Origin of the sequence: Acinetobacter portensis (genome assembly GCF_010646905.1) — a bacterium.
In the GTDB taxonomy this organism is placed as follows: Bacteria; Pseudomonadota; Gammaproteobacteria; order Pseudomonadales; family Moraxellaceae; genus Acinetobacter; species Acinetobacter portensis.
On the sequence record NZ_JAAARQ010000002.1, the window covers coordinates 34,769 to 57,220 of the forward strand.

18 protein-coding genes are annotated in these 22,452 nt (G+C 36.5%); 3 read left to right on the plus strand and 15 right to left on the minus strand.

The features are described from left to right. Positions 1–8 precede the first annotated feature (8 nt). The 8 genes from GTK57_RS00155 to GTK57_RS00190 form a co-directional block, all read right to left on the minus strand. Positions 9–3,071 carry a type I restriction endonuclease subunit R gene (locus GTK57_RS00155; RefSeq protein ID WP_163120779.1) on the minus strand — a complete coding sequence of 1,021 codons (3,063 nt, stop codon included), beginning with the start codon at positions 3,069–3,071 and terminating at the stop codon, positions 9–11. Between the two features lies 1 nt (position 3,072). After that, entirely contained in the window at positions 3,073–5,088 is a 2,016-nt protein-coding gene (locus tag GTK57_RS00160) for a DUF262 domain-containing protein (protein ID WP_163120780.1), read from the minus strand. Between the two features lie 2 nt (positions 5,089–5,090). Beyond that, the gene (locus GTK57_RS00165) at positions 5,091–6,473 is read right to left on the minus strand and encodes a DUF262 domain-containing protein (RefSeq protein WP_163120781.1); all 1,383 of its coding nucleotides are present in this window, start codon (positions 6,471–6,473) and stop codon (positions 5,091–5,093) included. A 39-nt stretch (positions 6,474–6,512) separates the two neighbouring features. Continuing rightward, positions 6,513–7,688: a DUF4268 domain-containing protein gene (locus GTK57_RS00170; RefSeq protein ID WP_163120782.1), complete on the minus strand. Its 1,176-nt coding sequence runs from the start codon at positions 7,686–7,688 to the stop codon at positions 6,513–6,515. 56 nt (positions 7,689–7,744) lie between these two features. Continuing rightward, entirely contained in the window at positions 7,745–9,013 is a 1,269-nt protein-coding gene (locus GTK57_RS00175; RefSeq protein WP_199287339.1) for a restriction endonuclease subunit S, read from the minus strand. Between the two features lie 11 nt (positions 9,014–9,024). After that, a complete protein-coding gene (locus tag GTK57_RS00180; RefSeq protein WP_228720271.1) occupies positions 9,025–9,618 on the minus strand; it encodes a hypothetical protein in 594 nt (197 codons plus the stop codon). 86 nt (positions 9,619–9,704) lie between these two features. Beyond that, the gene (locus tag GTK57_RS00185; RefSeq protein WP_171522146.1) at positions 9,705–11,030 is read right to left on the minus strand and encodes an ISNCY family transposase; all 1,326 of its coding nucleotides are present in this window, start codon (positions 11,028–11,030) and stop codon (positions 9,705–9,707) included. A 101-nt stretch (positions 11,031–11,131) separates the two neighbouring features. Continuing rightward, complete coding sequence (locus tag GTK57_RS00190; RefSeq protein WP_199287340.1) at positions 11,132–12,877, minus strand: type I restriction-modification system subunit M; 1,746 nt, start codon at positions 12,875–12,877, stop codon at positions 11,132–11,134. 140 nt (positions 12,878–13,017) lie between these two features. Between GTK57_RS00190 and GTK57_RS00195 the strand changes: the two genes are divergently transcribed. Beyond that, positions 13,018–14,124 (plus strand): hypothetical protein, encoded by a 1,107-nt coding sequence (locus tag GTK57_RS00195; protein WP_163120785.1) that lies wholly within the window; start codon positions 13,018–13,020, stop codon positions 14,122–14,124. Here the strand turns inward: GTK57_RS00195 and GTK57_RS00200 are convergent. The 6 genes from GTK57_RS00200 to GTK57_RS00225 all read right to left on the minus strand — a co-directional run bounded on the left by GTK57_RS00200 (position 14,121) and on the right by GTK57_RS00225 (position 19,627). Continuing rightward, entirely contained in the window at positions 14,121–14,552 is a 432-nt protein-coding gene (locus GTK57_RS00200) for a hypothetical protein (protein WP_163120786.1), read from the minus strand. The two genes, GTK57_RS00195 and GTK57_RS00200, sit on opposite strands and share 4 nt — an antisense overlap. Before the next feature lie 8 nt (positions 14,553–14,560). After that, complete coding sequence (locus GTK57_RS00205; protein ID WP_163120787.1) at positions 14,561–15,001, minus strand: hypothetical protein; 441 nt, start codon at positions 14,999–15,001, stop codon at positions 14,561–14,563. 239 nt (positions 15,002–15,240) lie between these two features. Continuing rightward, the gene (locus GTK57_RS00210; RefSeq protein WP_163120788.1) at positions 15,241–16,254 is read right to left on the minus strand and encodes a competence protein CoiA family protein; all 1,014 of its coding nucleotides are present in this window, start codon (positions 16,252–16,254) and stop codon (positions 15,241–15,243) included. Positions 16,255–16,271: 17 nt separating this feature from the next. Next, a complete protein-coding gene (locus GTK57_RS00215) occupies positions 16,272–17,279 on the minus strand; it encodes an HNH endonuclease domain-containing protein (protein ID WP_163120789.1) in 1,008 nt (335 codons plus the stop codon). Next, complete coding sequence (locus GTK57_RS00220) at positions 17,272–17,856, minus strand: class I SAM-dependent DNA methyltransferase (protein WP_125275064.1); 585 nt, start codon at positions 17,854–17,856, stop codon at positions 17,272–17,274. The genes GTK57_RS00215 and GTK57_RS00220 overlap by 8 nt, the downstream gene beginning before the upstream one ends. A 145-nt stretch (positions 17,857–18,001) precedes the next feature. Next, positions 18,002–19,627, minus strand: a complete 1,626-nt coding sequence (locus GTK57_RS00225) for an HNH endonuclease (RefSeq protein ID WP_125275062.1) — start codon at positions 19,625–19,627, stop codon at positions 18,002–18,004. Positions 19,628–20,193: 566 nt separating this feature from the next. Here GTK57_RS00225 and GTK57_RS00230 point away from each other — a divergent pair. Together GTK57_RS00230 and GTK57_RS00235 are read left to right on the plus strand one after the other, a co-directional pair. Then, on the plus strand, positions 20,194–20,943 hold the full coding sequence (locus GTK57_RS00230) for a metallophosphoesterase family protein (protein WP_125275063.1): 750 nt from the start codon (positions 20,194–20,196) through the stop codon (positions 20,941–20,943). Between the two features lie 514 nt (positions 20,944–21,457). After that, a complete protein-coding gene (locus tag GTK57_RS00235) occupies positions 21,458–21,640 on the plus strand; it encodes a hypothetical protein (protein WP_163120790.1) in 183 nt (60 codons plus the stop codon). 479 nt (positions 21,641–22,119) lie between these two features. On the opposite strand, the gene GTK57_RS00240 is transcribed toward GTK57_RS00235, so the two are convergent. After that, positions 22,120–22,410 carry a hypothetical protein gene (locus GTK57_RS00240; protein WP_125275018.1) on the minus strand — a complete coding sequence of 97 codons (291 nt, stop codon included), beginning with the start codon at positions 22,408–22,410 and terminating at the stop codon, positions 22,120–22,122. Positions 22,411–22,452 lie beyond the last annotated feature (42 nt).

Consider the following 22,452-nt stretch of genomic DNA (forward strand, 5'->3'; position numbering starts at 1 on the left):
TATTTTCCTTATCGCATCACACCCTGTTGCAAGCTATATTTCCATGACATTCTAAAAGCAGTATCTTTTGAATATTGCTTATACATATCCATATCGATCTTTCTTTGACGTAGCATGACTTCATTCATGATCTTATCAAAGGCTAAATCTTTGGTATGCGGATCAGGGTTATTTAAGTACTTGCTCTCAAAATCAGCATGTTCCTTAATCTGTTTTAATATATTCACAAACTTCACTTTTTGCTCTTCAGGTGTTGCAGCCCAACCACCAAACCAACGTTGGTTAAATGTTTTAATAATTTCATCTAATGGATCTTCTTCCGTTTCACCGCCATGAGCACCACGTGGATTAGAGTTTGTCGGATCTAGAACCGTTTCTTCAGCATCTAATTCAATATGTTCACTCAGTTTTTTACGCTGTAAACCATATGAGTTTAAATCCACTGAGTTGAGCAACTCATCCAATGCATCCGCTTCAGGATCTTCAATTTTAAGTTTCGGAATCAAGAATTTTAGGAACCAATATAGCTTTTCCCAAGCTGGAACTTCATACGGTAAAATTGATGCCATCTGACCATAAATCTTCACAAACTGCTTTGCCTTGATTTTGAAATCAGCTTTATCTTCAGCACTGAGTTCTAATGCAGCATCAAAACGTGCAACGGCGATATCAATAATCGGGCTTAATTTTTCTGCATCCACTGAATCGAAATACTTTGTAGCGAAGTCTTCCACTTCAGTGGATTCATATACTCCAACAGTATCCAACTCATCCTTCAACTCATTGAGTACATTAATATCAGTAGCTTGTGACAAAGTAGTCGAAGTGTAGAAACGATCAAATGATTGTTTGATATCTTCTATTTCATTGAAGAAATCTAAAACAAATAGATCTTCAGTTCTCTTGCCTAATTTAAGTGCAGAACGATTTAATCGAGACAGTGCTTGTACGCATAGTACATCAGCCAACTTTTTATCAACATACATCGTACATAGCTTCGGCTGATCGAAGCCAGTTAGGTATTTATTAGCAACAATAAGCAATCGATACTGATCTTCATTCACCCCTGCAGGCTTTTTCTCACCAACATAGCCACGATCAAACATATCTTTAGTGTCATTGTCAGAGAATCCATTGAGTATCGCTTCTGTATATTCAATACCATCCACTTTCTTCTCACCAGAGAATGCAATGATGGCTTTAAATGGATAACCCGCTTGCTCTAGCAGTCGGTCAATCGCTTTGTAATAGCGGATCGCAGACTCAATATTTTGAGTCACAATCATTCCTTTGGCTTTGCCTTTTAATTTCTTGGTGTTTACAACATGCTGGATAAAATGATCAAGCATCACTTCAGCTTTAATATCAATCGTCTGTTGGGTTTTCTCTACATAACTTCTTAATGTTTTCTGGGCTTTTTTCGTGTCAAACAACGGATTATCTAGAATCGATTTTTCAATTTCATAGAAGCTCTTGTATGTCGTGTAATTTGACAAGACATCTAAAATAAATCCCTCCTCAATCGCTTGTTTCATTGAGTACAGATCGAAAGGTTTAAACGAGCCATCAGCTTGCTTTTCACCAAACTTCTCTAAAGTCGTGTTCTTTGGCGTTGCAGTAAAAGCAAAATAGGATGCATTGCCTTTCATCTTACGTGCCAACATCGCACTTAGAATTTTGTCTTGAGCATCTACACCATCACTATCTTCGATTGCCTTACCCATAACTTCATTCATTTTGTCATGTGCAACACCTGATTGAGAACTATGGGCTTCATCAATGATCACAGCAAAACGCTTATCACTTAAATCTGCAATTCCATCAATAATAAAAGGGAATTTTTGGATCGTGGTAATAATGATCTTTTTTCCATTTTCTAAAGCAGATTTCAATTCTGATGACTTATGGGCATGTGCCATAATATTCTTGACCTCAGAAAACTCCTTAATGTTCTCTTTAAGCTGTTTATCAAGAATACGGCGATCCGTCACCACAATCACTGAATCAAATAATGGGTGTTCTAGCCCTCGGCTTCCTGCAATATCTTTTTCTGCTGGGTAAGCTTCGATCAACTGAAATGCCGCCCATGTAATCGAATTTGACTTACCTGAACCTGCGGAATGCTGAATGAGGTAAGTTTGACCAACCCCTTTAGTTGAAACATCATAAATAAGACGGCGCACTACGCTAAGCTGTTGATAACGAGGGAAATAAAGATTTCTTTTGTCTAGTAAGGTTTTCTCATCACCATCTAGTCGAACAAAGTGCTGAATGATATTTGCCAGACTTTCTTTAGAAAGTAGCTCTTTCCAAAGATATGCCGTTTTATGCCCCTCTGCATTTGGCGGATTTCCTGCACCTGCATTATGTCCCTTGTTAAACGGTAAGAAGAATGTATTCGCCCCAGCAAGCTTCGTGGTCATATAGACTTCATCGGTATCGACAGCCATATGCACAATACAACGAGCAAAGCTCAATAAGGGCTGTGTGATATCACGATCTTGTTTATATTGCTTCTGCCCATGATGACGAGCATTTTGCCCTGTCCATTCATTCTTTAATTCAAAAGTAATAATCGGAATACCATTTACGAATACCACCATATCAATTTCTTGTAATGGATTGGCTTTTGAGTAACGTAATTGGCGAGTTACACTAAAAATGTTCTGCTTGAATCGGTCTTTAATCTTCTGAGAACTACTTGCCAACGGCGCTGGGTACATCAACTGAAAATGCGCTTGATCTACGGCGAGACCTTTTTTAAGTAGATGAACCACCCCATGCTTTCGGATCATTCGATCAAAGCGTTCGTAGATTTTTCGTTGCCAATCGTGTGGATTAAATTTCTGAATCTTTGCCAGCTCATCAGCTTGTGTTTGTTCTAAAAACTGCCAGAAATATTGGGTATCTAAGGCATACAACATGTCAAAATTTGCAGGTGAACCCGATACAAAGCCATGATGAGGTAGAGAAATATCGGTTAAACCTGCTTTAACATTTTCGAGGCATGTTCCAGTCAGCGCTTTTTCAATCGCCATTTCTAAAGCACGTTCATTGGTTAAACTGACCATATTATTTATTACCCTCAACCCCACAATAATGCATTTTTAGCAGTTCAATCATCCGATCCTGATGCATCTTAACAACTGGCTTATCTAAATTTTTACTTTCTGACTTCTTAAAAGTATCAAACAAATATTTAAGCTTTAACGAATCATATGATGGCTTTCTCTCAAACTCTGCCAATTTAACCGTCACAGGCTTATTACTATATTCTGAGTTTTGCCCTGGACTGAGTAAAACCAAATTACCAAAAGCATGCAAATATGACTCCTGCAATACAGCCCCAAATCTCTCTTTTTGTGGATGCACATGCTCTACTGAGTTTTTTGCAGTAATACGATAATTTTTAAATTTCTTCTCTGTACGACGACCATAGTTTTTCCATAAAACATATTCTAATTTTTGGAACCAATAATGTTCAAAAGAAGTCCCTTTTTGACTTTCTAGGTAATCTTGGATTTCTTGCCAGTCTTTTGTTCCTATTTCATCCTCAATACAAAGTTGATAACTAGCTTCTTTTTGAGTCACTCCATCTGCTGCTAATGATAAATCATTATCAATTTTCTCTAACCACTCAACGACATCATCTTGGTCTAAAGAAGAATCAGCATTTATTAAACCAATTAAAAATGGCGTTAACCAATACTGAGCACTACGTTCACCAGTAAAAATTCGCACACTTTGTAAAAGCTCTAAAGCAGAATGTTCTTTCTTTGTCCTATTAAAATATGCTTTTTTAGCTTCTTTCTTTTTCTGTCGATTTATCGAAGTTAAACGTAATTCCTCACCACCACTATCTTCATTCTCTAGCCACTTCACACACCACGTATCAAATTGATATCGCACTTGCCATAATACATCTAAAAAATCTTTTATCTCTTTCTCACTGGCTTGAATTACAAAGTCTTTAAAAATCTTTTGTAAATTTGAAGAAATCAGACGCTCTTCAATATCATTCTCATCGTTTAACACTTTGTAGATACGCAATGCATGAATTAATAACAACTCGAAGCTAATAAAAGATCGACAATGATTTTTACTTTCCTCCGGAATATCTGCTTCTATCTGATCTTCATGTTCTGTTTCTTTTTCACTATCATTTTCATAATTTGAAATATTACGTTTACTATCTATCTCTTGAATAGATAAACCTTTCAAAAATGACTTTTTAGAACCTTCAGATTCAACCTCAAACACCATGCTTTCTGCATCATAGTGCTCAAGATCCTCATAACTCAATTTATTCCATGATGAAGCTTCAATCTTTTTACGTAACACCCGTTCAAAATATGTATTCATATTTTGACAAGCATCCCAAATTGCCTCATAAAGCTTCTTATTCTTCGTAATTTTTTTAAAAATTTTGGATTTCAGAATATCCACTGGCTCTAACTGTATTCCCGAAGTATTCATACTCGAGAACAGTTTATTCAAATCAGTCTTTTCCGGGATAATGTTATTAATCCATCTTACATTTTCAAAAATGTAGTCTATAAATTCCCTAAGATCCAACTCACTTTGACTTATTTTGTGAAGTCTTTGTTTTATGTACTCAAGACCTGCATGTATATGTTTTAAATAAGCGTCTTCAGCCAATTGATCTTGCGATGGCTGACCAAATCCATCAAGCCCTGCTTGAAAACCTAAATAGGATTCAATTCTTTCCCTAATCTCAAAATGCAATCTTGGCTTTTTAGCGTAAGTTGAGACTTTGAGTATCGGATGCCCTTTTAAAACTGAATCTTTGTAATCATGGCAAGCCAAGGCAAATAACATCAATGTTGTTGTACGTTGTTGCCCATCAATTAATTCATAAGTTGAAAGATCTTTTTTGGATGACAATGTTGTACCAATAAAATAGTGAGGTTCATCATTTTTGAATGCTTCCTCAATATCATTGAGTAAATCTTCGATATGAATTGAACTCCATACATACGGACGTTGATAGCTAGGGATAACGAATTGATAACTCGCATCTACAACGTGCTTTAAGCATAAAAGCTCTGTATTTACTGCGTGATTCATTCTTATTCCCCTAATTTCCGTATCTTTTGACTCAACTGATCTGCAAATCTTTCTGCATATTGGGCTGAGCGTATTCCTAATTCGAAGTATTTATTGGTTTCCTCAACAAAATGTCGCTTGACCGTGTTTTCATTGAGTCCATCTTCATCTACTTTTAAATCAAAGCAATCCAAACTTTCAAAGACCTGTTCTGCTGTAAATCCATAAGCGATGTGATCTAAGACTTTATGTTCTCTTAAAAACTCTGGAATAGAATCTGCCCTTACTGCTTTTTTATTACTGACACGTTTTGAATAGGCCACCCTAAACAATTTCTTAGCGAAGGCATCAAGCTTATATTCACCAAATTGACTGAGGTATAACATCAACCCAGTGACGAAAAGTTCTTCTAAAAAACGACAGCCTTCTAGCTCTTTTAACCAATCAATAAATTTAGCATACTCTGGTAAATAGCTGACTTTTAAATCTTTATAATATTTACTGTATAAATTTTGAAAGTATTCCATATAGGAAATACTATTAATACCTTCATTTAACGGCTGTCTAAGCTGGTAACCATTTTGTAAATCTTGCTTTGCTTGTTTCGCCATAGGTGTATACGTAACACGCATAAGGCCATAAGCAACATCGTCTTGATGTTTTAAGGTTCTGTTGGCAAACTCATCAACAACTTCATCTCGAATTTTTTGTTTTTCTTGATAAAAAGGAACTGCTCGTCCTTTCAAACTATTCCAATAACGCCCTCTTAACAGCGTCATGACTATGCCTTGTAATTCACCTAAATCTTCCCATTCTTTCGCATAGTGATTTCGATAAGGTTCAGGAATAGCACGCAGATGATGCGCTTTAATAATATCCGGCCCCGTGAGCCTTACACCACCTGTATTCTGAGTTTCAAAGAATTTATAAGCATCATCTTCTGACTCAGTTACTACGAGTGATACAACAATATTTTCAAAGTTTATATAGTCTTCCCATTTACTCCGTACTTTTTCAAGGTACTGTAAATTTTGCTTAATGTGCTGAATACTCAGACTTGCTTGATAAGTGAGTGATACATCATCAAGCTCGCTATTTAGATAGCCAAGTAAAGCAAGTGTTGTTAAGCGCTGCTGCCCATCAATAATATTCAAACATTCATCTTGTGCATGTAAGATCACACTCCCCAGATAATAAGGACTGTTAGTAAATTGTTCTTGATGATCCTTTAAATCTTCAATCAGTTTATCAATTTGCTTTTCACCCCATACATAGGGGCGCTGATACTCAGGAATGCTTAATTGCCCCTGAATATATCTTTGATCTTCTGTTTTAATTCGTTTACTGCTCAGCAACTGTGCCACATTGCACACTGCTACTTTAATCAACGCTTGTGATTCTGACACAACCTACCCTCAATTTTAAATTTTTAGATCTATGTTTTCTTACTTAATCACTTGATACGCTTCATTCATATATGGCTTAAATGCCTGTTCAAACTTTTGCACGTTTTCAAAATGCCATTGGATGTACTCAGGCCAGTGAGTTTTGTTATAACCCTCTACGGCGTTAGCAACTACAATCTTTGATAATTTTTGATCTTCCGATCTACGCCAATCCAACTGTAGACCACAACTTAGCTCAATTTCTGTTTTACGTGCATAGAAGAAATCAAAGAGCTTTTTATTGTTTTCGATATTGCTTGTTGCAAACTCAAGTTCTACACGGAGTTCTTTTTGGGCGAAAATCAAGTTGTAGTTACACTGTGCAATTGTTGCACCTGCACTACGCCATCCTGCACCAACTGGATTTACATTGCGGAAAAGGTCAAAGTTCCGATTTTGAAAATCCTCTAACAACTGTGTCCAATAGGCTATTCTCAATTGTCCAAGTGAACTTTCTCTTTCTTTAATGACTTTGATTTCCGCATCTTTACGGCTTAAACGCACCATATATTCTGATGCTTCTGGTACAGGAATAATTTGCTGAATATCGACCAATAACTGACTATTCAATATATATGGCGAAACCTTTACACATTTAACATCAATCTCGCGCTCAATTAACCAAAGCGCAGTATTGGTGACTTCTTTTCTAAATTCACCTGCAACGAGAATGATGCGTTGCGTGGCTTTGGGATTCAGCTTACTCATCCAATCTATATCAGAGTTTTCGCCTAAGAATTTTTCAATCAATACACGTGCTGTGTGATGAACATGTTCAGGCTCATACGCATCGGCATCCAAATCAGGATCAATGGGTCGATACTTACTCAGGTAATTCGCATAAACGTTAATAATATCTTCTGCCGTAAACGGCGCTACATAAGATGCATACTTAAGTGCCTGCCACACGGCGTCACGTCCACTGTCATCACGTTTGTTTTCAATCAGTACTAATTGTCCTTTGGTGTCTAAGGCCAACAGGTCTAAGCGTTCGCCTGTGCCATCAAAGCCATCAAATTCTTTTTGGATGATCAGCAGTTCTTCGCCCAATGCTTCAGGGTGGCTCACCAACCATTCTTGTAAGTCGTAACGCTCTGTCAGCTGTTGTTCGCTCAATTTTGTACCATTTAATGGTTTTAGTTTTTTATTGGCTGTGTCTACTGTATATAAGCTCATATTCCCCCCGAAATATTAAAAAACCTAGCCAACCGTAGTTCGCTAGGTTTAATTATTTATGCCACTTTAATTTTGCCTGTGACAGCATCATTAATAAGTGTGGTTTTATATTCTTTCAATTTCTCTATCTGTGACTCTAACTTCTGAATCAGATTATTATGCTCGTTTTCAACTTTATCAGCATACTCACAAATTAACTTCTGTTCTTCTAATGGAGGCACAATAGATTTAATACGATAAAAATTTAAGTTAGATAAATTTTGTAAGCCTATGCTCATTCCATTCGATGCACCCGCATACAAGGTTTTGTATTGCTCAGTGTGATACAGCAATTCAAAATACTTTGTATAAACGTTTTTGGCAGGCTCAAATACACCATAGTGAAATGTCACAATTCCCGTATAATTAGATTGAAAAAATACACCCAAATGTCCTTTGAATCTATTAACCACTAAATCATTTGGAAAGCACAACTTAAAGTTATTTCGATGGGAAGGACTTAAAGACCTCTCTTTCATCTCTCCAGAAGGAATAACACCGTCTTTTTGAGACAAGGATAGTGGTAGCTCATCACCTTTCACTGGACGTGAATTTTCACGAAACAAACGTCGATTAAAATATGTTTCCCAATGCTCAGGAATTTGACCAATCCATTCCACACCCGAATCTTTCATCGGTACATTTGAATTTAAACCTTGAGTCACCGCTTTTTGAATGACAATTTGCTTACGTTCATTGAGTAAAGCAATTTGTTGTTCTTTAATCGCAATCGCTTGGTCGATTTTTCCCGCTTTATCTTGGATAAATTCAACAATCTTCTTTTGTGAATCAATATTAGGAAACACAAATGGAATATTCTTCATTCTATCTTTTGATAAATCCCATTGCCCAATTCGAACACCATCAGATGCACTTCCAAAAAAAGAAATATAAGTCTTACTTCTTATCGCCCAATGGAAAAAATCAGGATAAATTGGCTTAATAAATTTAAAAATATAGTAAGCAGGACTGACAATACCTGTATATGGTGATACACCATATGAACCTTGCCATGCTTTCATTTTATTCATACCAAACTGACCTTTTTCAATCAGTTTGTAATTACTTAAATCGTCAGGAATGAAGTTATGATTTTCGGAATCATCTTCGACATCTCTTAGGATTACCCCTTTCTCACGAGTAATCGAGAGTAAGTCTTTATCAGCATTACCCTTAATTGAAATTGGCTCTAAGATCGTTCCTAATCTTTCATTAAACCAATCTGTAGGGATTTTCCCAATCCACTCCACACCCGAATCTTTATAAGCATCATATTTTTCAAACATCATGCTTCCCCTTAAAGACCCAAAATCTGTGCAATCAAACCATCGGCTTGCTTCTCAAGACTTAAAATATCCTGAGCCACTTCTTCTAATGAACGCAATGGCTTATGCTGGTAGAAATACTTGTTAAAGCTAATCTCATAACCAATCTTCACAGAATCAAGATTAATCCACGCTTCAGCCACATGCGGTTTTACTTCATCTAAAAAATACTGATGAATCTGCTGTTTTAACGGTACAGATTCACTATCACGTAAGTCACTATTGCTTTCATAAGTCGTAAACTCGCCTTTTTTCACTGTTGCATAATAGCCAAAGTCGGCTAAATCAGCTTCTGTACAACCCAGGTGTTCAAGTAAATCAGCAAGCTCAGCGTCATTCAGCTTCACGACTTTTTTCACCACTTTTTCTGCGCTTTCGTCATACCAACTCACCGCATTTAAAATGTTGTTCTTTTCAGAATTTGATAGCTTCATCTTTAAAGCTTTGATGGCTTCATCGACTTTCTTCTTAAACAGGTTAAAGTCTGAGAATTCATCTGTACCGACCTGTTGCATGATGCTTAAAGCACTGTCCAATGCTGTTTTTAAAGCATTCCAATGCTTCACATCAAACAGTTTGGCTTGGGCTTTATTGTTCAGCGTATGTTATTCCAAAGTAGAAATGTCCTACCTAATAACCAAATAGAAATGTCCTATAAGGACATTTCTAAGTCAAGCGCAGGATTTATATTTCGTTGTTGAATTACTGTTTTCTGTGCACGTCTGCTTGGCATTTTTTGAGAGCGATTACGTTTGTTTTGTTGTTCTAATTCCTCATGCTGTTGTTGAATATGCGCTAAGACAGACCCTAAACGCTTGTTCTCAACTACTTCTCGCTGATTCAGCTGACTTAATTTATCAAAGATGCTGTAATTGATCTTTCTTGCTTGATACTCAATGCCAACCGTACCATCTGGATATTCTAAGAACTCAATATATTTACCCATCAAAGTATGGTTTTGTTCAATATTTTCTAAAATATAAATGCACTTATCGTAGGTAATGGTGAGGCTTTTACTGACTTTACGTGGTTCCCGCCAAGTAAAAATACTATCTAATTCCTGAGGGGTTTCAGTGCTGCAGCGATGTAGGTCTTTGGGATTCGATGCCACTTTGGCAAACTTACGATTAAATTGCTCAATAAAGCAGGGCAACCAGGCGTTCGCCTCTGCAATGCTATTGATACCTTCTAGGCGCATCTCTTTAATCAGACGATCCTGAAGGGTTCTATTGGCGCGTTCTACACGACCCTTGGCCTGTGGGGAGTTGGCAAAGATAATATCAATATTCAATCTACTCAGCACACGTCCAAACTGCGTTATTTTAGTTTCTTGTTTACTGCTCTGATTCACTCTAAATACTGAATGTTTATCACTATAAAAAGCCAAAGGCTTGCCATGTTGTTCGATATAGCAGCGTGTCGAAAGCATATAATCAAAGGTTGATTCTGTTTCACAGAAACGTAAGTGCTGTAATTTACTGGTCGCATCATCAATATAAACCAGTAAACAGCATTTAGCGGCTCTTCCTTCAAACCAGTCATGATATGAGCCATCGATTTGAATGAGTTCACCCAAGCAATCACGGTTATAGCGGGGTTGATATGGGCGTTTCATGCGTTTGGAGCGTGGAATCCATAAGCCAGCTGCAATCATCCAGCAACGTAGCGTTTCCACTGAAATATCCAACCCATGTACAGTGCTAAGCTTTTCATGTGCTAGGGTCGGCCCGAAACCATAGAGTTGTTCTGCAATGATAGTCAGGCAGTGTAATCTTAGTTCTTCTGATCGCTTAGAATTACTCGATTGACCACGACCGGCATGAGCCAATGCTGCGGGACCGTGAGCTTTATAGGCTTGAATTAAGCGCCGGATCTGGCGTTCTGAGAGTTGTAAAAGCTCTGAAGCTTTAGATTGCGTTATGCGTCGATCACAGACTTCTTGTAAGACTGACAATCGTTTAAGTTCTTTATCCGACATAGACACCAACATATTAAATCGTCCGCTAAGAAAATCTCTAGTTGAGTATTCTAAAAGCGGACATTTCTACTTTGGAGAAACCGGACATTTCTATTTGGGACTTACAGCGTAATCTCTTGATCTTCGCACCATGCTAATACTTCTTTTTTCACCGCATCAAGCTTCGCTTCGGTATAGATGTCATCGCCATAAGTGCTATACATATATTCCATTGGCTCAGACAACGACTTATCAAAACGTAAACCTTGCAAACGCTCTGCACTAAATTGCGCGCTACGGCGGTCTGGACGCTCAATATTGACCTTGTAATAACCAAAATCTTGGTTATCAAAGACCTTACTTGCAATACCGATAGGATCATTTTGCGCATCAAGCTGACGTTCTACATCTTGACCTGCAAGATAAGTCTGCATAATTTCAGCAATATGTTCTGGGGCAAACTCACAGTTTTTATTACCCAAGTTTTTACGCAATTTTCGGAACATTAAACTTGCATCAATCAGTTGTACTTTGCCTTTGCGCTGTTGTGGTTTGTTATTCGACAACAACCAAATGTAGGTCGTAATACCCGTGTTATAGAACAAGTTGTTTGGCAACTGCACAATCGCATTCAGTAAGTCATTTTCGATGATATAACGACGAATATTACTTTCACCGCCACCTGCATCACCTGTAAATAAGCTTGAACCATTATGAACAGAAGCAATACGACCACCAATGCCGTTATGCTCAGGCGATTTCATCTTATTGACCATTTCCATGAGGAATAAAAGCTGACCATCGCTTGAACGTGGTGTAGCATCACAGCTTTCTTCATTGCCCCAATAGTCTTTTAGTTTCACGATGAAACGTGGATCTACCACATCTGAACCATCTTTGATGTACTTCTGCTCTGATGCCCAGCTCTTTCCATACGGTGGGTTTGAGAGCATGAAGTCAAATTTGGTGCCGACAAATTCATCTGTAGTTAATGTTGAACCAACACGAATGTTTTCAGGGTTATTTCCTTTAATCATCATGTCTGACTTACAAATAGCATAAGTCTCATCATTGATCTCTTTACCATACAGAATCACGTCACGATTGCCATTTTCTACGGCGTAACGCTCTTCAATAAAGTTTTGTGCTTCAGTCAGCATCCCGCCCGAACCACAGGCTGGATCGTATACAGTGATGGTTAACGGTAATTTGTCTTGGATTGTGTCAAAGACAAAATGCGTCATTAACTCAATCACTTCACGTGGGGTAAAGTGCTCACCTGCCTCTTCATTGTTATCTTCATTAAACTTACGAATCAATTCTTCAAAGACATAACCCATGCCCAAGTTCGTCAGTGCAGGTAAACGGTAGCCGTCTGGGTCGACTGCATCTTGTGGTGTTAAGTTGATATACCGTGACAAGAATTTTTCAACAACGTCTAACAGCACATTTTTATGTGACATGTGACGGATTTGAGCATACAGGTTAAAGCATTGAATAATTTCTTTAACGTTGGCGCTAAAACCTTCTAAATATTCTTCAAAGTTTGCAAATAAAATTTCAGGGTTATTCGATGCCGCTGTGTACAGTGAGCGCAGTGTCCATTTAGAAGTGTTATAGAACACATAGCCTGATGCTTCTTTCAGTGGTTCATCATCAAACTCGGTGAGTTCCATTTCGACTTGTTGATAGCGTACTTCTTCGAGTACTGCATCTTTAGTCGGTTCTAACAAGGTATCCAAACGGCGTAATACAACCATTGGTAAAATGACATCACGATATTTACCACGTACATAGACATCTCGAAGACAGTCATCAGCAATCGACCAGATAAATGAAACCAATTTGTTATGTACTGAATGATCCATAAGAACCCAAATAAAGTATTAAATTTTAATGCCTGTATTTAACACTATTTTCAAGTAATTCGGCAGACTATATAGTGGATTCTTTAGGCTTATACGCCAAATTATGTCGCATAAAATTTCTAGAAAATAAAGGATATCTCGTGGATTTAACACATTTTAATTTTTTAATATTGACAAAATTTGATCGAAAACTTGGTAATAATTTAGAACAAGTGGTTAAAAAATCGAGTCAGATTGAAGAAGAACTTTCACCTATCGAATTAAAGAGTATGCTGTCTGAAGTATTAGGGCTTGATGTATTGGATAGCAATTCCAGCCAAGTAGTTGATCAAGCTGAAAATATCCAGATAACATTTGCTTATATTTTGAAATGTCTATCGCTCTACCCTTTGCAAAATGAGATGTATCAAAATTGGAATAAGCATGTTGCGCTATTCGATCAAGCTGAGTTGACCGGTTTTTCAGAAGCAAGCATCACTGAGTTGCATGAATTTATTCAAAGCATTGTCACCACAGGACATAACCATGTATATCTATCCCTTGAGAAAATGAATCAACCCACTCATCTCATTATGCTGCTCTTAATTCACCTTGATACAATCCTGATCTTAGACAGTAAAATGGATCTACTGTGCTTTAATCAGTTGTTTAAATTTCGATTTAAGAAAAATAAATCTTATGGCCCATCAAGTAGCTTTTCCGATTTCATCATCTACTCACTAGCCTCACACGCAAATAAAAAACCATTAGAGAAACTCCCTAGTATCAGCTCATTTGACAAATATCTAAATACGGAATTACTTGATAATGACAGTAATAACTACGACAATGAAGATCACCCACGTCTTAAAACGATGCGTCAATTACTAAAAAAAATGAGAGCTGAAGATCGCTTTTGCTACTTAACCGATATAGACCAGTTTTTCACGACTCCATTTGATCGAGTTAAACTGATGTTTGATGATCTATATGAAAAAATCACAGAGTCTAATTCTCGTTTTCTACTTTCACGAACCATCAAGGATGATGATTTCGTTGTCTTCAATGAAATGAATGCTCTATGGCTTATCTATTACTTCCAATTCCTTGTCTACGAAGGTCATAAAACAAATTCTCCTGAAGTTTTACAAGGACTCAGCTCTACCCGTGAGTTTATGGATTTATGGCAAATGTTCTATGTACCTAATGGCAAAAAGGCCACTTTTCAGTGGCCTAGCCAATTTAATGAGATCGCTAAGATCACTTAAACATTGTTGTAGCGACCTGAGCCAGAGGGGTTGCCTGTTTTACTTGGCCAACCTCCTCCGAAACGAATTTCCTTAAAGAAAGCTACTACATCTTCATAATCAATCTGCGACCACAAAGGATAGTCCGTATGTGAATTTCTGATTTGCCGCCAAGCATTTTCTTCGTAAACAATATTCGTACTTGGATTAAAGTTATTCTCAGGACGAATGATAAAGCCCCAATCATCCTTTGCTGTACCAACCTCAAGCCTAATGTTTAAAGCTTGAACTGTTCTAAACACATTAATCACACAGCCAAGCCCTAATGCGTAGATAGGCTTTTTTAAAAGCACAACTGGTGCACCTAAGATATGCTCAAGTTCAGCAACAGTTTTAGGTTCGTACAAATATTTACCATTTGCTTCAGAGACCAATAATTTAATTTTCATATGATCTCTCACTTACCTGGTGAATTATTATCACGACCACCACCTGAAGGATTCCCGGTGGTGCTAGGCCAAGCAGCGACTTGTGAAATCTCATTAAAGAACTCCACAGCTTCTTCATAATCAATTTGTGACCATCTTGGGAAAGTTTCATAACTACGTCTGATTTTCCAAAGCGCATCATTCTTATAAATTTTCAAAATTGATTTATCAAAAGGCTTATAAGGTATTAAAAGAAAATCCCAAGAATCCTCTTTATCGCCAACATCTAAATGCACATTCAAAGACTGTGCTGTCTTAAAGACATTCACAATACCACCGAGCCCCAATTGTGCTCGAGGCTCCTTTAATACAATGGCTTTGTGCCCTAACACTAATTCCAATTCATCAATTGTTTCAGGAGAAAAAAGCCCGATGCCTTTTGGACCTGAAACCTGTAATCTTAAATGCATCTGTTTTACTCCTTACTTACGTGGTGGATTATTATCACGACCACCGCCTGAAGGATTTCCTGTTGTACTTGGCCAACCTGCTTTACTCATTTTTATCTCCTTATTTCATGTTTAACCAACTCGATAATGAGTGGATAAATACCATTATGGAGAAAGTATTTTTTTGATTTTGCCGGAAATAAAGCAAATTAGATCAAAAACCAAACACACGTCACTATTCCATCATTTTCAATCCGTTTTTAAGCAAGACGATACCAATCACATTCTGCAGCCTGATTCGAATTAGATGCTTTCTTTTTGGCTTTGCAATAAATAGGAAGTCCTTCGGAATAGTTATAATTATCACCACTGTATTTACACAAAAAACAGCTTTTTACTGGTACTTTCTTTTCAACTGCAAGTTTTAACTGTGAAATGAACATATCCCCATGAGCATATCCCATCAGTACATTTGAGTTTTCAAACTCCAAATCGGTTTCAATAATATTGCTATATTCAATTTTATTCTGGAACTTGGCTAATTTAGCTTTAATATCTGACAAGTATTCCAAACCTAACCAAGCCTTACCCGAATCCCAAACAAGAAATAAAAAATACCGTTTGTGCATACATTTACAATCAGCATCAACTATTGGAGCACTTTCTTGATTGAATCCCAAAAAGAGAGCATCGCTTGGCTTTAAATCTGCCCTATATATTTTTTCGACTTCCTCTTCGCAATCTAATGGTATTTCAATAATTCGTTTGCCTGAGCTTTCTTTTTTCTCACTCAAAAAATGAGTCACAGCAATTTCAATATAAATACAATCTTCGGCATTATTTTGACGGGTTAACAATAGGTCTGGAATAAACTGGTCATGCCTCTTCTCAACTTGTATTTGTGAAAAATAATTTGTGAGATCAAAGCATTTCTCTGTATAACCAAGATCACAATATTTTCGAATGGTTCTTTTAAATTTTTGGCATTTCTTGGGCACGTGGAACGTAATATAAAATGGTTTGTTTTCAGTTAAACATCTTTGATAAGTTTCAAAAAAAGCACGTTTACCCAAACGGTGTAAATAAGTTTCCCCATTACACTCTAGTACGGTTTTGTGGGCAAAATGGGGCTTGTTGATTTTCCCATTTACTTTAGCAATTAATGGATTATCACAGCCAATGCAAATATATTTAGCTTTATCCTCGATACCAACTAAATCAACAGCTTTGACGATTTCCCCATGTTCATTTTTTGCGTACTGATATCGCACCATGCCTACCCCCTATAAACTTAGCCCATCCACATTAAATAATTATTTTCTTTTCCCTGAGCATACGCCCAGTCTGCCACTTTATGTGACCGCTCTTTATCTGTTAAAAAACCAAGTACGGATATTCGATCCACAATGATCAAATCCTGTTCTTCATTACGTTCTTGCCACTTATGCAAAAAATCACTTGAAGCGAGTAAATTACTCTTCTTAGAATTACAGCTTGAATCTGCCAACACGAAGTTATGACCTGTATCTGAGGGATACATAGACCATGGAATGAAATGATCAACGGCGTAATTGCCATTGCGCATCGGTTTATTGCAGTAGAAGCATTTACAGTCCTGTAGCTCGACCAACACATTAGCCACAGCATTTAATTGGTTCCGACTCGGCTCAAACATGAATTGTTCAAGATTCGGCAACTGATTCAAAATAGGTGCATTGCTGCTGTTCTTACGGATATAGTCAATCCAACGTTTCTGGCAAAGCTCTTCGATGATTTCACTGAACTGTCGTAAGCAAAACATGACTTGAGGCAAAAGGATGAGCTGCTTTCCACACCGATCAAGCTGATATAAAAACTCAAAATTTTGACCATTGATATTTTGCAAGTAGCGGACTGGCATGTCTTTTACAGTGCGAGCGACATCTTTAACTAGCTTCAACCACACCAATGAATCTCGTCTTAATAACCCCAAAGAAGAGTAGCTTTGCCGAAGCTGTATAATGCGATTCACAATGGCAGCTTGTTTACCATTGTTCTGATTTAAAATCAGCTGCCCTTCATCATTAAAGGTATAGGGTACCGCTTGCTTCCAATACAGCTCGATAAACTTCTCAGCGATATCCGTATATTCGAGTGATAGACTCTCACCTGAATCTTCACCTTTTTCAATAGCTAATCGGCTTAGGCTAATCAGCAATGCAAATTTATAGGTGCTACTAAAACTACCCGACTGTAAAATCAGCTGAATATTTTTTAGAAATTTAAGTTGTTCTTGTGCAGTAGGAATAAAGTCAGGCATGTTTTTTCCAAAGTACATTCAGCCATTTTTCTTGTCGATCAGGTCGCTGATCTACTGTAATCCACTGTTTTAATACCCTAACCCCATTCAACTGGTCTAACAATTCCTGAGCCTGCTCTTCATTTAAGTCAGTAAACGCCCTACCGCCTTTTTCTCTATCTGCTGTTCCATATTTAAAAGACATATAGCACACACCGCCACGGCGTAATGCAGCATGAATACGTTTTAAAACATTAGGGAGTCTATTACGAGCACAATGTAGTAAAGAGGCACATGCCCATACCCCATCATAAACATCGTGCATATCAAGCTCATAAAAACTTTGCTGCTGAACAGCGATACCAGTAAGTTGAGTCGCTCGTTCGACTAATACTTCAGAATAGTCTATGGCACCTACTTGATAACCTTTATTTTTAAAAGCCAAAGTGTCACGCCCTGAGCCACAACCTAAATCCAAAATCCATGCAGAATTGGGCAACTCAGCTAAAAATGGTTGGTATATACTTTCCATATCCACATACAACGTGGCTAGAGCAAACTCATCCGCAAACTGATTGTAATAATCTATTTTTTTCATACGTTTAAAATAATAAAAATTTGATTCTATTACCATATCAGAATCGACTATATTATTTAAACAACTTAAAAATTAACGTAGGCTATTGATGTATTTTTTTCATAAAAAAAGCACACCATAATTTGATGTGCTTTTATAGTAAAATCTAAGCACCAAACAAGGCTGCTCGTGCTTCTTCCTCAGTTCGATCCGATTTTAAACGATTACAGTAAGGGTGCAATAAAACTGCATTATCTATATGACCCTCTCCCCCCAATGACATCGCAATACGATGATCAACTTCTGTCGAAGAAGAATGTAAAAGACCGTCACATATACGACAAAAATTCTGATTATGAATATTAAATTTTTGTCGAAGAATCGTCTTGGTTGTTAATGAAAATTTATGTGATTTTGGTCTTTCATCTGGTTTTAATTTTTGCACGTAGGCAACAATATCTTTAATCGCCTGTTCATCCCTGATCCCATGAAAGCCTGCTTCTAGGTGTTCATTAAAATTTAAATAATCAAATGATTTAGACAAAGCCAAGATGATTGTATTCAGGTTTAATTCATCATCAAAATCAATGTCAACTTTAGAACTAATTTTGATAAATGCTTTATAGACGATTTGTAGTCGATCATAACCTTTAATTCCACTGCCAAATTTACCAACAGTCTCTGTAGTTGCTATTGGAAAATTAGCAATTAAAGTCTCTACACTTTTACGTACACTCGTAAAATACTGAAGTTTATTTTCATTGTGTAATTCTGCAATAATTGCAAACCACGCCAAAAACGATGTGATTTGAAAACGACCATCTTTAAAGAAATATAATTGAGGATGTAAACCTAAACTGACATTTCGGTTATCACCCTCTGGTTTGGCAATTCTAAATAGAATTGTATAGAGCTCCGATAATCTTTCGTACACTCTTAAAGCCTGGCCATCCGATTCATCTGAATCCATATCTGAATCGTTAGATATGATATTAAGTAGCTCTGTGACCAATCCAATCCGCTTACCATGAGTTAGGTCTGTATCTAGTAAAATATTTCTAAACAATAAATTATGAATTTTTTCGCCTAAAACAATGATGCGGTTAATTTCATTTTCACCCAGATCAATTAAATTCGCTCTATTATCACTCAGATAGCAGCATGCATAAATTGCATAGAAAGTATCTCTTCCCCTATTTTTTAAATGGGCCTCTTCCCAACGATCTAAACGCTTTGATTTAGAATTAATGGACTCAAATGCTTTTCTTGCATCTTCAGGTGAACCCACTACATGCATAAATCGAATACTGAGCTTCTCGATATTTTCTTTTATTTTAATCAAACTAGGATCAGTCATTATTTTTTGAAAGTCAGAGCATTCTTTTATTCTATCCCGAATATATCGTAAATCAGCTTTTTGCTGATCATTAAAGTTTGGGGCACTAATAACTTGCTCATCAGCAAAATAACGTTTAATCCATGCAACGAGAAGTGAAACTCTATGCCCACCATCAATTACATAAATATTCCCATTTTCATCCATCCAATATAGCACTGTGAGCCAAGTATTAGGATTGGACATACATTCCTGCATAAACTCAACAATTTCTTCCAGACGCCAGTACTCTGTAGAACGTTGATTATCTGCTTTATACAGCTGTTCAATAATTTGACTATTTTCTAAATCTTTTATTTTTACCTCAAAATGCCTAGGTTTAAGAGCATATTGAGTTGGAAAAGCGACCATTGGTTTGCGGTCTAATACATTTTTTAAAATCGTAGTTGTTCCCATGACAGATCTCCCAGTCACGTATTTTGTTAGATAAATTTGATGTGAAGTTGAAATGATCTACTGCATGAAAATACGCAGTAGACCGAGGAGACCTTCAAGATGTATTTATAGTAGTGTGGCTCATTTTGCACCTATGATTATTTGGCCATTCATTTCACTTTCCTACGGCGAAATGGTGGCGAGCTAAATAAGTTTAGGAAAACCATTCATAGGGATGGCCGGCTGTAAAGCCACCTATTTAGCCCACCATAATTTTGGGCAAAATAAAGCCTATAAGAAGCTATTAGCTTTTTATAACAAATAGCTCCTTACCTATGAAAATGCAGGTTTCCTACGCCTGATTACAGATTTTGCTGCAACATCTTTATCTTATGTACATAAAATCAATTGGTCAAATTAAATGATCAAAAAACAATCGATCGACTTTAAAAATAATTAACTAATATTTTTAAAAGCTTATCCATACAGATTAATATGTGTAATTTCTACAATATTTAGTTGATGTATAAAGTAATTAGCTACGAAACTCTATAAATTTAGTAATTCGGTTTAATTAAGGAAGTGTATTGAAACTGCAAATTTTATCGGATACTCACAATTCGAAATATTCATTATCAGATGAAGCTGACGTCATTATTCACGCTGGCGATTTTTCTAATCGCTTAAGTGGTGCAATTGAGTTTGCCGAAAAATGTAAAACGATGGATAAAAAATTTATCTTTGTTTTGGGTAATCATGATTATTACTGCTCAAACTACGATTTAGTCGTGGATTTCTTAAAAGAAAACTATCCTCAAAATGCTCTGTTTGATGACAACCATATCAAGATACAGGATAAAATATTTGTTGGCGGTACATTGTTTACGAACTTTCGTTCCAACTCAACTCGTAAAACATCTAACGATCTGCAAAAATTTAAAGAAGATGCTGAACAATCGATTTATGATTTTGATCAAATCATGATTGGCAGTGATCATCGAACAATAACTGCTAATGACTACATTGAACTATTTAAAAAATATCATCAAAATATTATGCAATTTAAGGATCAAGATAATGTGATTGTCATTACGCACTTCCCGCCTCATTTAGCTTGTCTTGATCCATATTGGGGTACGCATCCTGTTGCATCAGCCCTCAATCCCTATTTTATTAATGACCTAGATATAAAAGGCTTTAGGTTATGGATTGCAGGACATACGCATACATCAGTGGATACTGTAGTCGACGGATGTAGATTAGTGATCAATCCTTTGGGTTATCTGCCAGAACAAGGTAAAAATGGGTTTAGAGAAAATTTGATTATCGAAGTTTAAATAGATATATTTTTCTGAAACCTTTTTAAAGCGTCAGATAACTCGATTTTAAAATTGTCTGCAATATTAATGATGAAGCATCAGTCCCTTCAAAACCTAAAATAAGTGATGTCACATGGTTTTTTGATACTCAATAGTACAATTAGGACTTTTAAACTTTAGCTCATGGTTCTAATTAGTATAAAATTACATAACACCATTAAAATTTTATGGAAAAATGAGAAGACTAATCAATTTTAAAAATATTGAACAAAGATCACGCCCAATTATTGAGGTTATACCTATGGTATTTGAAAACAACCAAGCGACGCAACGTATTGTATCACATCATTTAAAACGTATAATTCATCAACATAGAGATGAACTACAAAAGCTTGCCTATAAATAAAGCTCATTATCCACATTTAAATGTTCATACCTATATTTGGCCACTTTTTCCACCACATCAATTTATTTCAAATTTTCTGTGATACTGATAATGAAATTTATACCACATCCGAACTAGGAGAAACTCATGTCGATTTCTTTAGATCCAGAAAATGATTGGAAGAATAAAATTGCAGATCAAATACTTAAAGATCTGCTCGAGATCAACAAACTCCAAGGTAATTCTATTAAAAAAATGAAAGCAGACCAAAATGGTGTTTTCTATGTAGAACAGGAAATCTCAGTTGAGGACTTCCTTAAGACCCTCTGAATTTCATCTTGCTGATTTTTTACTACGGACCCAACTGTTATTTGCGCTCTCTCTAGAAACAATCCGCTCTACCATAATATTTACCTCACTTTACAGATTGCTCTAGTTCTTGCTTTTCAACACTCTGATACGAAGACGAACTATTCATTAAAGCATGCCCACTTTTGAATGCCAATTCTTGATGAATCTCTTGCTCAGCATACTGGTCGCACCGTGATTTTTTATGTATTCAGCTCGTTTTAGCATAAATGCTCGCTCACGCTCTTGAACGTTGGAATTCAATTCCATATTTTCCGCTTGACGAGTAGCAATATAATTATATGTAATGAATCCGCAAAGTACGATTAAAAAGAAACTGAGTTGCCTTTTTATACTTCTACTCACAAATAATCCTTTTATATCCAGTTGATACTGAAGTTATCACGTGCTCGCACTAATAAATTTAAAAACTAGAATGGATGAGACACTATAAGGGTTAATCACTCATCTCTAGGATTGAAATCTTTAAATTCATCAGCATTGCTAGCAAATTTAACAAAAAAGTTATGCCATGCAAATAATGACTCTAATTCCTGTTTATTTTGAATCGGTTTAGGCAACTCATATCCAATGATCCAGTATGGTGCTGTACAGCAAACATGCTCAGGTATAAGGACTTGCTGTAAGGCTGTTTCAGCACTTAAAAAATATAAATTATCGTTTAAGTGGACAATATTCCCTTGTAAAGCTTCTTGAATACAATGATCTACATCTATATACGTATGCTTCATTTAGTCCGCCTCCATTTTTTGAAATCGCACTCTTAAACCTGT

Coding starts and splice junctions, on each gene's coding strand:
- GTK57_RS00155 (WP_163120779.1), bottom strand. CDS start 3,071: ATGGTCAGTTTAACCAATGAACGTGCTTTAGAAATGGCGATTGAAAAA.
- GTK57_RS00160 (WP_163120780.1), bottom strand. CDS start 5,088: ATGAATCACGCAGTAAATACAGAGCTTTTATGCTTAAAGCACGTTGTA.
- GTK57_RS00170 (WP_163120782.1), bottom strand. CDS start 7,688: ATGAGCTTATATACAGTAGACACAGCCAATAAAAAACTAAAACCATTA.
- GTK57_RS00175 (WP_199287339.1), bottom strand. CDS start 9,013: ATGTTTGAAAAATATGATGCTTATAAAGATTCGGGTGTGGAGTGGATT.
- GTK57_RS00185 (WP_171522146.1), bottom strand. CDS start 11,030: ATGTCGGATAAAGAACTTAAACGATTGTCAGTCTTACAAGAAGTCTGT.
- GTK57_RS00190 (WP_199287340.1), bottom strand. CDS start 12,877: ATGGATCATTCAGTACATAACAAATTGGTTTCATTTATCTGGTCGATT.
- GTK57_RS00200 (WP_163120786.1), bottom strand. CDS start 14,552: ATGAAAATTAAATTATTGGTCTCTGAAGCAAATGGTAAATATTTGTAC.
- GTK57_RS00205 (WP_163120787.1), bottom strand. CDS start 15,001: ATGCATTTAAGATTACAGGTTTCAGGTCCAAAAGGCATCGGGCTTTTT.
- GTK57_RS00210 (WP_163120788.1), bottom strand. CDS start 16,254: ATGGTGCGATATCAGTACGCAAAAAATGAACATGGGGAAATCGTCAAA.
- GTK57_RS00215 (WP_163120789.1), bottom strand. CDS start 17,279: ATGCCTGACTTTATTCCTACTGCACAAGAACAACTTAAATTTCTAAAA.
- GTK57_RS00220 (WP_125275064.1), bottom strand. CDS start 17,856: ATGAAAAAAATAGATTATTACAATCAGTTTGCGGATGAGTTTGCTCTA.
- GTK57_RS00225 (WP_125275062.1), bottom strand. CDS start 19,627: ATGGGAACAACTACGATTTTAAAAAATGTATTAGACCGCAAACCAATG.
- GTK57_RS00235 (WP_163120790.1), top strand. CDS start 21,458: ATGTCGATTTCTTTAGATCCAGAAAATGATTGGAAGAATAAAATTGCA.
- GTK57_RS00240 (WP_125275018.1), bottom strand. CDS start 22,410: ATGAAGCATACGTATATAGATGTAGATCATTGTATTCAAGAAGCTTTA.